Source organism: Campylobacter sp. US33a (assembly GCF_004378855.1).
In the GTDB taxonomy this organism is placed as follows: Bacteria; Campylobacterota; Campylobacteria; order Campylobacterales; family Campylobacteraceae; genus Campylobacter_D.
Genome location: NZ_RYYL01000007.1, coordinates 1 through 13857 on the forward strand (window position 1 = coordinate 1; position 13857 = coordinate 13857).

General features: G+C 29.5%; 12 protein-coding genes. 3 read left to right on the top strand and 9 right to left on the bottom strand.

The genetic code is table 11. From position 1 onward, the window contains the following. The 4 genes from ELQ16_RS06245 to ELQ16_RS06260 form a co-directional block, all read right to left on the bottom strand. On the bottom strand, positions 1–171 hold a 171-nt coding region (locus ELQ16_RS06245), incomplete at its 3' end, for an ATP-binding cassette domain-containing protein (RefSeq protein ID WP_134238702.1). Beyond that, the gene (gene pstA / locus ELQ16_RS06250) at positions 168–1256 is read right to left on the bottom strand and encodes a phosphate ABC transporter permease PstA (protein WP_134238703.1); all 1089 of its coding nucleotides are present in this window, start codon (positions 1254–1256) and stop codon (positions 168–170) included. The genes ELQ16_RS06245 and pstA, both read right to left, overlap by 4 nt. Next, positions 1253–2167 (bottom strand): phosphate ABC transporter permease subunit PstC, encoded by a 915-nt coding sequence (pstC, locus tag ELQ16_RS06255; protein ID WP_134238704.1) that lies wholly within the window; start codon positions 2165–2167, stop codon positions 1253–1255. The genes pstA and pstC overlap by 4 nt, the downstream gene beginning before the upstream one ends. 9 nt (positions 2168–2176) lie before the next feature. Further along, positions 2177–3172, bottom strand: a complete 996-nt coding sequence (locus ELQ16_RS06260; RefSeq protein ID WP_134238705.1) for a substrate-binding domain-containing protein — start codon at positions 3170–3172, stop codon at positions 2177–2179. 264 nt (positions 3173–3436) lie between these two features. Between ELQ16_RS06260 and ELQ16_RS06265 the strand changes: the two genes are divergently transcribed. Next, a complete protein-coding gene (locus tag ELQ16_RS06265; RefSeq protein WP_134238706.1) occupies positions 3437–4093 on the top strand; it encodes a response regulator transcription factor in 657 nt (218 codons plus the stop codon). Further along, a complete protein-coding gene (locus ELQ16_RS06270; RefSeq protein ID WP_134238707.1) occupies positions 4087–5382 on the top strand; it encodes a sensor histidine kinase KdpD in 1296 nt (431 codons plus the stop codon). The genes ELQ16_RS06265 and ELQ16_RS06270 overlap by 7 nt, the downstream gene beginning before the upstream one ends. A gap of 34 nt (positions 5383–5416) precedes the next feature. Here ELQ16_RS06270 and gyrB read toward each other — a convergent pair whose 3' ends face one another. From gyrB to dnaA, 4 genes are read right to left on the bottom strand one after another with little or no spacing between them, the layout of a single operon-like run. Next, positions 5417–7738, bottom strand: coding sequence for a DNA topoisomerase (ATP-hydrolyzing) subunit B (gene gyrB, locus ELQ16_RS06275; RefSeq protein ID WP_134238708.1), 2322 nt, complete (start codon positions 7736–7738; stop codon positions 5417–5419). Between the two features lie 9 nt (positions 7739–7747). Further along, positions 7748–8815, bottom strand: coding sequence for a DNA polymerase III subunit beta (gene dnaN, locus ELQ16_RS06280; protein ID WP_134238709.1), 1068 nt, complete (start codon positions 8813–8815; stop codon positions 7748–7750). Beyond that, positions 8812–8952, bottom strand: coding sequence for a hypothetical protein (locus tag ELQ16_RS10015; RefSeq protein ID WP_166739665.1), 141 nt, complete (start codon positions 8950–8952; stop codon positions 8812–8814). The genes dnaN and ELQ16_RS10015 overlap by 4 nt, the downstream gene beginning before the upstream one ends. Positions 8953–8954: 2 nt before the next feature. Further along, positions 8955–10274 carry a chromosomal replication initiator protein DnaA gene (gene dnaA, locus ELQ16_RS06285; protein ID WP_134238710.1) on the bottom strand — a complete coding sequence of 440 codons (1320 nt, stop codon included), beginning with the start codon at positions 10272–10274 and terminating at the stop codon, positions 8955–8957. A gap of 119 nt (positions 10275–10393) precedes the next feature. Here dnaA and ruvC point away from each other — a divergent pair, with 119 nt between their 5' ends. After that, on the top strand, positions 10394–10870 hold the full coding sequence (ruvC, locus tag ELQ16_RS06290) for a crossover junction endodeoxyribonuclease RuvC (protein WP_134238711.1): 477 nt from the start codon (positions 10394–10396) through the stop codon (positions 10868–10870). 48 nt (positions 10871–10918) lie between these two features. Here the strand turns inward: ruvC and ELQ16_RS06295 are convergent, their stop codons facing one another. Beyond that, positions 10919–13855, bottom strand: coding sequence for a type I restriction endonuclease subunit R (locus ELQ16_RS06295; protein WP_134238712.1), 2937 nt, complete (start codon positions 13853–13855; stop codon positions 10919–10921). Positions 13856–13857: the final 2 nt, after the last annotated feature.

Genomic DNA, 13857 nt, shown 5'->3' on the forward strand with positions numbered 1-13857 from the left:
TTTTGCGATTTTATCATTCATACGATTAAAACAACGCAAAAATGTTGATTTCCCACACCCTGAAGCACCGATTAATGCGGTAATTTTATTTTTTGCTATTTGCATATTGATATCAAATAAAGCTTGTTTTTTGCCATAAAATAAATTTAAATTTGTTGTTTTTGCTATCATTTTAATCTTCCTTGAAAATACTTTCTTAAAAGTATCGCGCTAAGATTTAGTATCACTAAAAGTCCCAAAAGCACAATAATACCCGCTGCTGTTTTTTCTAAAAATGCGCGTTCTGGCATAGCCGACCATGAATAAATTTGAGCAGGCAGTACACTTGTTGCATCAAAAACCGAATTTGCCGCATCTGGAATAAAAGCTATCATACCGATAATCATCAAAGGTGCAGTCTCACCGATAGCTTGTGCTAGAGTTAAAATAGATCCTGTTAAAATCATAGGCATAGCCAAAGGTAGCATTATGCCTTTTACCATTTGCACTTTAGTCATACCCAAAGCATAAGCCGCGTTTTTCATATTTATATCCACACTTTTTAAAGCCGCCTTAGTAGAAACAATGATAATAGGCAAACTCATAATCGCCAAAGTAAGACCACCTACCAAAGCACTTGATCTAGGCATTCCAAAAAGATTAATAAACACTCCAAGTCCTAAAAGCCCAAATAAAATACTAGGAATACTAGCTAAATTATTAATACAAACTTCTATAAAATGAGTAAATATATTTTGCGGTGCAAATTCTTCTAAGTAAATCGCTGCCCCAATTCCAATAGGCACACTTACTGCCATGCAAACAAGCATTACAAGCAAAGTCCCTATGATAGAAGATAAAATTCCAGCACTTTCAGGCGACTTAGAATCTCCATTTAAAAAGAAATTAGTATTAAACTGAAGCTTTATTTCGCCATTTTGTGTTAATTTATCTACTAAAATTCTTTGCTCTTCGCTCAAACGATTATAATTTTCTTTCATATATTGATCTACTTCTGAATTTGCCAAAAGCCAAGATTTTTCGCTTACTTGTCCTGTTCTAATTTTTCTTTGTTCTGCACGCGATAAAAGCTCATAAGAAGGCGAATTTCTATCAGGTTCTACAAAAATATAAGTTTGCTTAAAAGCCCCTACTCCAAGATAGGCTACACTACCTAAAAAAATACAAAGAAAAATTAAATTAATATAAAGCCCCATTTTGCAAAGTCTTTTAAAAGATTTTGAAGCCTTTTGTCTTTTTTTGAAAAGTTTTTTCATAAATTTTTCCTTTTATGAAAGCGATTAATGAGATAAACGCTAAACATATTGATGATTAAAGTGATGATGAAAAGCACTAAACCTAAAGAAAAGGCACTTAAAGCTAAAGAACTATCAAAAGCTTGATCTCCGCTTAATGCTTCAACGATTTTAACCGTAACCGTTGTCATATCTTCTAAGAAATTCATAGTTAAATTTGGACGCAAAGAAGCTGCCATTACCACTATCATGGTTTCACCCAAAGCTCTTGAAAGCCCCAAAAGACAAGCTGCTACTATACCCGGTATGGCTTCAGGTAAAATCACAGCAAAAACCACTTCTTTTTTTGTCATTCCTAAGGCTAAAGCGGCGTTTATTCTTTTTTCGCTTACTGCTTCAATGCAATCTTGCGACAAAGAAGCCACAATAGGCACTATCATAATACCCATGATAAATCCGGCTCCCAAAGCACTTTGAAAACTCGCATTAATGCCAAAAAGTGCAAAAAACCACACGATAAAAGGTGCTACAACTATAGCGGCAAAAAATCCAAAAACAACAGTTGGAATTCCTGCAATGATTTCTAAAATAGGTTTTAAGTAATTTTTAGATTTTTTGCCTGCAAAAACGCCCAAATATAAAGCACACATTACACCTAAAGGTAAGGCGGTTAACATAGCGATTAAGGAAATATAAAAAGTACCCCAAAATAAGGAAAGTGCACCAAAAACACCTTGTTTACTTGTGCCATCAGCACTCATAAACGCTGCATCTGCTGCCCACTCGCTTGAAAATAAAAAAGTGATTACACTTTCTTTTTGAAAGAATTTCAAAGCTTCAATTAAAATCGTAAGCATGATAGCAAAACTTACTATCACACTTACAAAAGCACATAAGAAAAGCGCAAATTTAATGATTTTTTCTTTTAACAAAGCTTTTCCTTAAAAAACTTTTCCAGCTTTTACAAGCTCTTCATTTAAGATTTTTCTATCTTCTATATGTTTTTGTGTAGCTTTTAAATTAGTCTCACTTAAAGGAACAAGTCCTATTTTTTCAAGTTCGCCACCACTTTTTGCTAAATCATCACTCATATAAATTTTTGCAAACTCAAAACTTTCTTTTGGATTTTTCTTAGCATTGATATAAATATACAAACTTCTTGCAAGTTCATATTTACCTTCCATGATATTTTTTGCATTTGCTTCTATGTTATCGATTGTTGCGGCGTTGATTTTATCTTCATTACTTGCTAAAAAGCCGTATCCAAAAAGCCCAAAAGCATCTTTATCAACACTTAATTTTGAAACAATTAAATTATCATTTTCCCCACTTGGTATGAAAGCTGAGTCTTGACGGATGGTTTTATAAGCGCCTTTGTATTCTGGAATTTTTTTAGAAACTTCGCTCATTACAAGCTCTTCTATGGTATCTCTCGTGCCTGAACTTGATGGAGGGCCATAGATAGTGATTTTACGATTTGGTAAATTTTTATTGATTTGTTGCCAGTTTGTGTAAGGATTTGGTATAAGTTTGCCATCTTGAGGCACTTCTTTAGCTAATGCTAAAAAAAGCTCTTTCATTGTGATATTTAAAGGCGCATTAGCTTTATTTTGTGCTAAAACTATACCATCATAACCTATCATGATGCCTACTATGTCAGTAATTCCTGCTTTTTGACAAGCTTCAAACTCACTTGATTTTATAGGTCTTGAAGCATTAGAAATATCAGTAATTCCTTCGCAAAATACCTTAAACCCACCTCCTGTGCCTAAACTTTCCACAATAGGGGTTTTGGCATTATTAATTGCTGCATATTCTTCAGCAACAAAAGAAGTAAAAGGATACACGGTTGAGCTACCTGCGATTTTTAAATCTACAGCATTCAAAACACTAAAAAACGCACAACTTGCCACACTCAAAGCTAGAATTTTTTTCATATTTTCTCCTTACTTTTAAAAAAAGTAATGGAAGTGTAAAAAAACTTGGAAACATTTTGGATACATTTTTGACTTCGTAGCGGAAATAAATTCCACTTTGCTACAAAAGAGCTTTCGCCCTTTTAACCCCTTAAAGACTTCCCAGCCCAATACTACGCATTGCTCTATTTTGTATTAATTTTGCTAATCATTAAAAATAATTTTATCTTGCAATAAAAATATTTCAAAATTTGAATTTGCAAAAATTTTGTTATAATTCCTGCCATGTTAAATATAGTTTTAATCGAAGATGATAAAGATTTAAATGAATTAATCAGTCTTAAATTAAGTCAAGAAAAATATAAAATCTATAGTTTTTTTGATATTTTTGACTTAGAAAATTTCTTAGACAATAACGAAATTGATTTAATCATCATGGATAGAAATTTACCGAGTGGAGACAGCGTAGAACTGATAAAAAAACTAAGAACAAATGGCTACGATGAAGCGGTGATTTTCTTAAGCGCTAAAACCTTGCAAAAAGATATTTTAGATGGCTTTGAAGAGGGTTGTGATGATTATATTTGCAAGCCTTTTAATTTCAATGAGTTATTATTTAGAATCAAAGCAATAACCAAAAGAAATACAAAAAAAGAAATTTTAATTTTTGAGAACTTTGTTTTAAACATAGATGAAAGAATTCTAAAATTCAAAGATGAAAAAATACCCAATCTCACCACACTTGATATCGAGCTTTTAAAATGCTTTTTCACATACAAAAATCAACTTTTAAGTAGACAATTTTTAAGCGAACAAGTATGGAAAAATGACACCACGGGCGATAAAACCATCAATACTGCTATTTTAAGATTAAAGCAAAAAATTCCAGCTCTTAAAGAAAAAATTATTTCCATAAGATCAGTTGGCTATAAATTATGTTAAAAATAAAAACTTTCTTTTTTTATCTTTTTTTAATCATCTGTCTTGGTTTTACAAGTATTTTTTATTTTATTAATGAAAGTTATATTAATAATATCATCAAAAACACTTATGAGCAAAAATTAAAAAGTTTAGATGATGTTTTAAGGTTTTCAATTCTTCAAAATTTAAATGAAAAAAATATAAAAAATTTTGCTTCACAAACTAGAGCGGATTTTGTAATTAAGAAAGATGGGAAAATATTTTCTTCTCTACAAAATTTTGATTTTTTCAAAAATAAATTTGATTATAATACAACAAATGATTTTTTAGAAAAAAAAGAAATTTTTTATAAAGCCTATGAATTTGAAAAATATCAATACATTATTATAGTCTATCCAAAGCTAAGCAATCAAATAAAATATTATTGGATTAATAATGCTTTTATTTTTATTCTTTTTATAATAATTTTAGCTTTAATTGCCATTTTTATTTTTTACATCTTTAAGTGGTATTTTAAGGATTTATTATTTTTCATTAAAAATATAAACAATGAAAGTGATTTTGTATTTAAAAAAACCTTTTTTAAGGATTTAAATTTTTTAAATTCCAAAATACTAAAAATAAAAGAATTGTATTTAAAACAAGATATAAGAGCAAAAAAACAAGCCAAAAAAATTAAAATGAAAAATTCACAATTAAACAATATCATAAGTACAATTTCTCACGAACTAAAAAACCCACTTAGTGTGATTAATATAAGTTTAGAAAGTTTAAAAAATGAAAATGATGAAAAAACTAAGGAATTTTTACTGCATAAAATTCAAAAACAAAGTTTTAAAATAAATAATTTAACACATAAATTAAATTTGGTTTTTAATTTAAATTCTAATTCTTTGAATTTAGAAATTTTTGATTTATTTGAAATTTCGAAAGAACTTGCAAATTCTTTTAATGAAGAAAGAATTAAAATTTATGGAGAAACCACCTTAATTAAGGCAGATTTATTTTTAATCGAGCAAGTAATTATAAATTTAATTTCAAACGCCTTAAAATATAGCAAAAATGAGATAATTATAAAAGTATATGATAAAGAATTTACAATTGAAGACAAAGGTATAGGCATAGAAGCAAAACATATAAAATCTATTACAAAAAAATTTTATAAAATTAATAATAAAACTAACAATTCTTTTGGTTTAGGATTGTTTTTAGTTAAAAAAATACTTTCACTTCACCAAAGCCATTTAAATATAAAATCCATTCCTAATCAAGGCAGTATTTTTTCTTTTAAGATAAATTTAACCCTTTAAATAAGTTTGAAATTCAAAATTTCAAACTTATTATTTACACATCCAAATGCTTCACATCTTTAGCATGTGCTTGAATATAATCGCGTCTTGGTTCAACCTCATCGCCCATGAAAAGATTAAAAGTATCATTAGCACTCTGTGCATCTTCAATAGTAATTTTTAAAAGTCTTCTCACACTTGGATCCATAGTCGTTTCCCAAAGTTGTTCAGGATTCATTTCACCCAAACCTTTATAGCGTTGGATATAAGCACCTTTTTTTGCATTAGTTTCTACTTCGCTTAAAATATCTAAAATATCTTTATCGGTTGCTAAGTCACGATCTTTTATTTTATTAAAAATATAACTTGCTTCTTCATAAAGTGGATGAGAAAATAAATCATCATTGATAATAAGCTCTTCTAAACCATTTTCAGTTTGCACATAAACGCGAATTTCATTGTCGTTGATATAATGATTTAAGATATTATGTCCTTCTTTTTCTAAAAAGGCTTTTACGATTTTAAAAAGTTCTTCGTTATTTTCTTTGATAAAATCAGGATTTTCTATCAAATATCTAATCACAGAAATCACATTAAAACGCTTTTTAAGATCATTTAAAACCGAGCGATATGCTGCAGCTATTTTTAATAAATCTTTTAAATCATTTAAGCCAATTCCTTCATAATTATTAGAGCTTTCAATGCCTGTTTCGATTAAATAATCATTCAAAGCTTTTTCATCTTTAAGATAAATTTCTCTTTTTTCACCTTTTTTATAACGGTAAAGTGGCGGTTGTGCTAGATAAATATGTCCGTTAGCTACAAGATCATTCATAAAACGGAAGAAGAAAGTTAAAAGTAAGGTTTGTATATGAGAGCCATCTACATCAGCATCTGTCATAATGATGATTTTATGGTATCTTAATTTTGAAATATCAAATTCATCTCCTATACCACAACCAAAAGCAGTAATCATATTTTGAATTTGTTCAGATTTTAAAATCTTATCTAGTCTTGCTTTTTCAACATTTAAAATTTTACCACGCAAAGGCAAAATAGCTTGAAAAAATCTTTCTCTACCTTGTTTTGCAGAACCCCCTGCAGAATCTCCTTCTACAAGATAAATTTCACTTTCACTTGGATCTTTGCTTTGACAATCAGCCAATTTTCCAGGTAAAGTTCCAACGCTTAAACTTTCTTTTTTACGCGTTAATTCTCTTGCTTTTTTTGCTGCTTCTCTACCACGAGCTGCCATTAAAGCTTTATTCATAATGGCTTTTGCTTCAATAGGATTTTCTTCAAAATATTTAGTCAAGTATTCAAAACTTGCTTTTGAAACTATGGGACGCACATAGCTTGAGCCTAATTTTCCTTTAGTCTGTCCTTCAAATTGTGGCTCAGGTACTTTTACACTTACTATTGCGATAAGTCCTTCACGTACATCATCACCAGTAATTTTAGAGTCTTTTTCTCTAGCATTAGCATTTGCTTCTATATAATTGCTAATTACCCTTGTTAAGCCCATTCTAAAACCAGCTTCATGTGTTCCACCATCTGGAGTTTTAATATTATTAACAAAAGAAAGCAAATTTTCACTATAAGTATCATTATAAAGTAAAGCTATTTCCACATTTACATCTTCTTCATCTACACTAAAAAATATAGGTTTTGTTAAAGCTTCTTTTTTATTTAAATCAACTACAAATTGTGAAATTCCACCTTCGAAATGAAAACTTTCTTTTTTACCTACGCGATTATCTTTAAAATTTATAGTGATTTTTGGATTTAAATATGCAAGTTCACGAAAGCGTTTAGCTAAAATTTCATAATCAAACTCTGTAACTTCAAAAATTTTATCATCAGGCCAAAATTCTATAGTTGTTCCTGTTTTTTTACTGTTTCCTATAACACCAAATTCACTTGTTACTCTACCTTCTGAAAATTCTTGGCGATAAATTTCTCCATCTCTTTGCACAGTCGCAACAAGTTTTTTAGAAAGTGCATTTACAACTGAAACACCCACACCGTGTAAACCACCAGAAACTTTATAAGTATCTTTATCAAATTTTCCACCTGCATGAAGCACAGTTAGAACAACGGTTAGTGTTGGCATATTTTCAGTAGGGTGCATACCCACAGGAATACCACGACCATTATCACTTACTATACAACTTCCTTCAGTAGTAATTTCTATATCGATAGTATCACAATACCCAGCCATAGCCTCATCGATAGAATTATCCACTACTTCATAAATCATATGATGAAGTCCGCCTATGTTTGTATCTCCTATATACATACCTGGGCGTTTTCTAACAGCTTCTAAGCCTTTTAAGACTTTAATATTTCCAGCACCATAGTTTTGATTTTCTTGCATTTATTATCCTTATAAAATTACTGGCATAATTACAGTTTGAAGTTCAGCTGAACTTACTATAAAAGCCAAATTTGGCTCATTAATGCTTATTTTAAATTCTTCACTTTCTATGGAATTTAAGAAATCAATTAGATATTTGATTTTAATACTAAGATCAAAGTTATCTTCTATATCAAGTTCAAGTTCTAATTCTGTTTTTGCTTCAACATTATCAAGGCTAATACCTTCAAAAATGAGTTTGTTTTTATTAAAATGAAGTTTCATTTTTTCAGCTACAACATTAATTCTTTTTAAAGAATCAATAAAATCTTCAGTTTTAAAGGTAAATTCTTTGGTGATTTGTTTTGGAACTACTTTTTCATAATCAGGAAATTTATCGTTAATGAGTTTTGTGAAGAATTCAAAATTATCATTTTTAGCAATAAGCATATTTTCATCATAATAAATTTCAATTTTTTCATAGAAAAGTTTTTGCATTTCTATAATGGCTTTTTTAGGGATACTGAAAGAAAATTCTTTATCATTTGTTTTATCTAATGTAAAAATTGCTAGTCTTTTTGTATCTGTTCCAACGAAATTAATTTTATCTGTTTTAATGTCTAGAAAAGCTCCGTTTAAAGAATATTTTGGGTTATTTGTATCGATAGCTGGTAAAATTTTCTTTAATGAACGGCTTAAGTCGCTAGAATCAATGTCAAATTTATTTTTTCCTTCTATTTCTGGAAAAGATGGGAAATCTTCATATTTAAACATAGGAAGTTTGTATTTTGTACTTTTTTGTCTGATAAATAAAGAATTATCAATGGTTTCTAAAACAACATCTTCGTTATTTAAACTTTTAATCACATCAGCAATGCTTTTGCTATTAACTGTTGCATAACCAGAGCTTTCAATTTGAATTTTTTTAATTTTATAGTTTAAGCCTATTTCATAATCATTTGCTTTGATTGTAAGTTTATCTCCTTGTGCTTCAAAAAGTAGATGAGAGGTAATAGAACTTGAATCTTTTTTATCTGTGTAAGCGTTACATAAAGCTATGGCAGATTCAAGGGTGTTTTTGTTGATGCTAAGTTTCATAATTTTCTCCTTGTGAATTTAAATTTATTTTCATCATAATAATAAGCTTGTTGAAAATGTGAAAAAGTGTTTTCAGTGACTGTTTTTTCTTTATTTTTATGTTGAAAATATTTTTTAGTTTTTTCACATTTTTTCACATTTAAACCTTAGTTTTAACTAGAATTTTATTTTTTAATTCTTCTATTTTATTTTTTAATTCTAAATCATTTTCAATAATTTCATTGATTTTTTTCACATTATGTGAAATTGCTGTGTGATCTTTCATATCAAAAAATTTAGCAAGTTGAGGCATTGACATCGTTGTAAGTTCGCGTGCTAAATAAATCACTACTCTTCTAGCAAGGACAATATTTTGGGTTTTTTTATTGGATTTAATATCACTAAGTTTGATATTTAATTCTTTACAAACCATTGAGAAAATATCTTCGATTGAAATGTTTTCTTTTCTTTCTTTTATGTGATCTTTCATCATCATTTTTGCAATGTCAAGGTTAATATTTTGCCCAATTAGCCTTGAATAAGCGTGCAAATTTGTTATCATCGCTTCGATTTCTCTGATATTATCACCCATTGAAGTGGCTATATAATTAATCACTTCTTGATCTAAATCAATGCCGTTAAATTCACATTTTTTGCGTATGATAGCGATTTTTGTATCAAGTTGAGGCGGAGTGATATCTGCCATAATACCATTAGCAAAACGGCTTTTTAAACGTTCTGTTATGCCTTTTAGCATATTGGGTGGATTATCACTTGTCATTATGATTTGACCGAATTTTTCTTTAATGGTATTGAAAGTGAAGAAAAATTCTTCTTGAATTTTATCTGTTTTTCCTAAAAATTGCACATCATCAATGAGTAAAACATCACAGTTTCGGTATTTTTCGTGAAATTTTTCCATAGTTTTATTGCTAAGATGAGAGGTAAAATCATTGACAAAATTTTCACTTGTGGCATAAATGACTTTTTTTCCTAATTCCAAACAAGCATTTCCTACCGCTTGAAGCAAATGTGTTTTTCCAAGTCCTGTAGGTCCGTAAATGAAAATGGGATTATAAAGTTTGCCTAATTTGTCTTTGTTACTTACTGCTACACAAGCAGAATAAGCATATTTGTTAGAATCCCCAACAACAAAACTTTCAAAAGTAAAAGAAGGATTTAAAATCGTGCTTTGTGTTTTGATATTTGCAATGTCTAGTTTGATTTTTGTGTGGGCTTTGTTGTTAAGTCCTTGAATTTGCACTTCGGCTTTATTTCCGCTTTGCACTTCATATAAATAGGCGATTTTTTCGGCATATTTTGTTTGTATGAATTTAGCTATTAATTCATTTGGGGCATTAAATACTAGGCAATCTGCTTTGCTTAATTTATCATTGAATTTTAAAGAAGAGATGTAATTTTCGTATTCTATTTCAGTGATCTCTTTTTTGAAAGCTCCTAGCATTTCATTAATATCCATTTTTATCTTATTCCCATAATTTTAAACTAAAATTTAGATTTTATCTTAATTTTTATAAAAAATGGTTAAAATTCACAGCTATATTTTAAGAATTTCACAGTTGTGAAAAAGGGTGTATTTTGAAAATTTTAGGTATAGATCCAGGTTCAAGAAATTGCGGTTATGCTATCATAGAAACTAATAAAGGTAAAAATACTTTAATCGAAGCAGGACTTATAAAGATAAAGCCTAGCACTTTGCAGTATCAAATCACAGAACTTTGTGAGGGGTTAGACTTGATTTTTAAAAATCATTCTTTTGATGAGGTAGCGATTGAAGATATCTTTTTTGCTTATAATCCAAAAACCGTTTTAAAACTCGCACAATTTCGTGGAGCTTTGAGTTTAAAAATTTTACAAATTCATGGAGATTTTACAGAATATACTCCCTTGCAAGTAAAAAAAGCCGTTACAGGAAAAGCAAAAGCAACAAAAGAGCAAGTAGCTTTTATGGTAAAAAGACTTTTAGGGCTTAGTAAAGATATTAAGCCTTTAGATATTACAGACGCCATAGCCGTAGCTTTAACTCATGCAGCAAATGTAAGAATGAGAAGTTAAGTAAAAAATGGTCTGATTGAGTTTAAATAATATTTCAAAATTAATTTTTTAGATAAAAGAATTATTTTTTATATCACTATAAATCATATTAAACATTACATTTGCTATTTTGTCTTTGAAATCATTGTTTTGAGTAAATTGTTTAAAAAGTTCCAAATTTAAATCTAAAAGATCTTGAATTTTGTCTTCTAAAATTTCATCAAATCTAATGCGCGAATTTTGCATACCTGATTTGTTAAAAGTTTCGCGTATTTCTTCATTTTTTGCTATATCATCTTTTATATCATATAAGATTTTAGCTATTTTGTCGCTTTCGTTAAAGTCTATATTTGCGTATTTGTTGTTAAAATCTTTGATGATGTTTGAAAGCTCTTCTAATTCAGCTTCAGTACTTTTACTCGAACCATCTGCAAAAGAAGGTTTTAGCTCTCCATTTCCTTGTAAAATGATATCTTGTGTTTTATCAAGTTGTAAGCGATAACTATCAAAATCCACATTATCTAAAATTCCTTTAGCTAAGTCTTCTGGTTTAGGTAAGATAATCTTACTAGTAAGTTTTTTAAGTAGTATATAAAGCTTTTCAAGTTCTATATCTTCATAGGGTAATATTTGAGCTAAAAAAGAATACTCTTTAAGATAAGTCCTTGCTTTACTATAAAAATCTAATTTTTCATTATCACTTTTTTGATCAAATCTAGTTAGCATTGTGTCTAATTTTGAATGAATAATATTTTCTTTTTCATTTTTTAAAATGGCATTTGTAAAATCATCTATTTCTTCTTGGGTGTAAATTTCATATTCATTTAGATTTGCTTTTAAATCAAAAATTCTATTATCATCTGTAGCTTCACTTAAGTAAGTTTGTTCATAAAATACACTAAAAGATTTTGCTATATCTTCATGAGTATTTGCAAAATCTAGCACGAAAGTATTTTCTTTGTTTTTGCAAGTTCGGTTTAGTCTTGATAGAGTTTGTACTGCACTTACTCCGCTTAATGCTTTATCTACATACATCGTATGCAATAATGGCTCATCAAAGCCGGTTTGGTATTTTTCTGCAACGATTAAAAAACGATACTCATATTTTTTAAACTCATCTTTTAAAGCATTTTCTGAAAAACCATTCAAGCCACTTTCGCTATAAATTTCACCTTCTAAATTTACTTCACTTGAAAAAGCCACTATAGCTTTAAAATGTGGATAATTTTTTCTTAAATACTCTCTAAAAACAAGATAATACTTCACAGCATTTTCTCTTGAGCTTGTTACAACCATAGCTTTTGCTTTGCCATTTATCTTTTTAAAGCTATTTTGGAAAAAATGCTCACACATGATTTGTGATTTTTGTTCGATTGTTTTTATATTGTTTTGCACATAGGCTTTTAGCTTTGCGTTTGCTCTTTTTTTGTCGTATTTTGGATTGTCATTTGTGCAAGATATGATTTTATAGTAGCTTTTATAAGTCGTATAGCCTTTTAATACATCAAGTATAAAACCTTCTTCTATGGCTTGTTTCATAGAGTAAAGATGAAATGGGATAAACATTTGCTCTCCATTAACATCACAAGGCATACCAAACATTTCTAAGGTTTTTGGCTTAGGTGTAGCGGTAAATGCAAAATAAGAAGCATTGCTTTGGAGTTTTTTATTTTTTATGATTTCTAAAATTTCATCATCTAAATTTTGACTTTCATCATAGCTTTTACTTCTTATGACTTCAGCCATTTTTTGAGCATTGCTTCCGCTTTGGCTAGAGTGTGCTTCATCGATGATGATAGCAAAAGTTTTGCTTTTTAAGGTTTTGATCTCATCTAAAATGAAAGGAAATTTTTGTATGGTTGTGATGATGATTTTCTTACCTTCTTCTAAAGCATTTTTAAGCTGTTTGCTTCCATGAGTGATGGCTTCGACTAGGTCTTTTGTCTTCTGTGAAAAAGATTTTACATTTTCTCTTATTTGCCTATCAAGCACTTTTCTATCGGTTACTACGATGATAGAGTCAAAGATGTTTTTTTCAAGTCTATGCAAGCTTACGAGATTATGTGCAAGCCAAGATATAGAATTACTCTTGCCACTTCCTGCACTATGCTGGATTAAGTAGCGTTGCCCTGTGCCGTTTTCTTTTGCATGGGCGAGTAGTTTTTCTACTACATCAAATTGATGGTATCTAGGAAAGATGATGATTTCTTCGTTTTCCTTTTTTATAACTTGCACAAAATTAAAAAATAAATTAAGCAAAGTATCTTTTTTGAAGATTTTCTCCCACAAATACACTGTTTTTATACCATCACTTGGTGGATTGCCCGATCCATTTGCTAAGCCTATTTTGCCACTACCATTGTTTAAACCAAGATTAAAAGGCAAAAATGTAGTCGCATCTTGATCTAATTTTGTACTCATATAACAAAGATCATTATCTAGTGCAAAATGCACTATAGTAAGGCTAAATATAGCTTCTTTTGGGTTTCTGTCTTTTTTGTATTGCTCTATAGCGTGAAAGACATTTTGTCCTGTGAAATGATTTTTAAGTTCTATGGTGATAAGGGGTAAGCCATTTAAAAAGATCACCATATCAAGGGAGTTTTTATTTTGCGTGCTATAGTGAAGCTGGCGTATGATAGAAAGGGTGTTTTGCTCGTATTTTTTCACGCTTTCTTCGTTTGCACTAGTGTTTGGCTTTGAAAAGGCTAGGTAAATTTTAATGCCTTTGATCTCCACATAGCTTTGTAAGACTTTGACTATGCCTTTGGTTTTGATCTGTGAGAAAATACGATTAAAAAGTTCTTTTTTGTAGTTTTGCCCACAACGCTTTTTAAGCTCTTCGAGTGCTACACTTTGCGTAGCTTGTAAAAAATTCTCAAAAAGCTCTATATCTAAACATAAATTTTTATCGTAATTTTCATTTGTTCTTTTGATATAGGCATGGTTTTCTAACAAATATGATTCTATGAAATTTTCTAAATCTTTCTCTTGGTAGTTAGTCATTG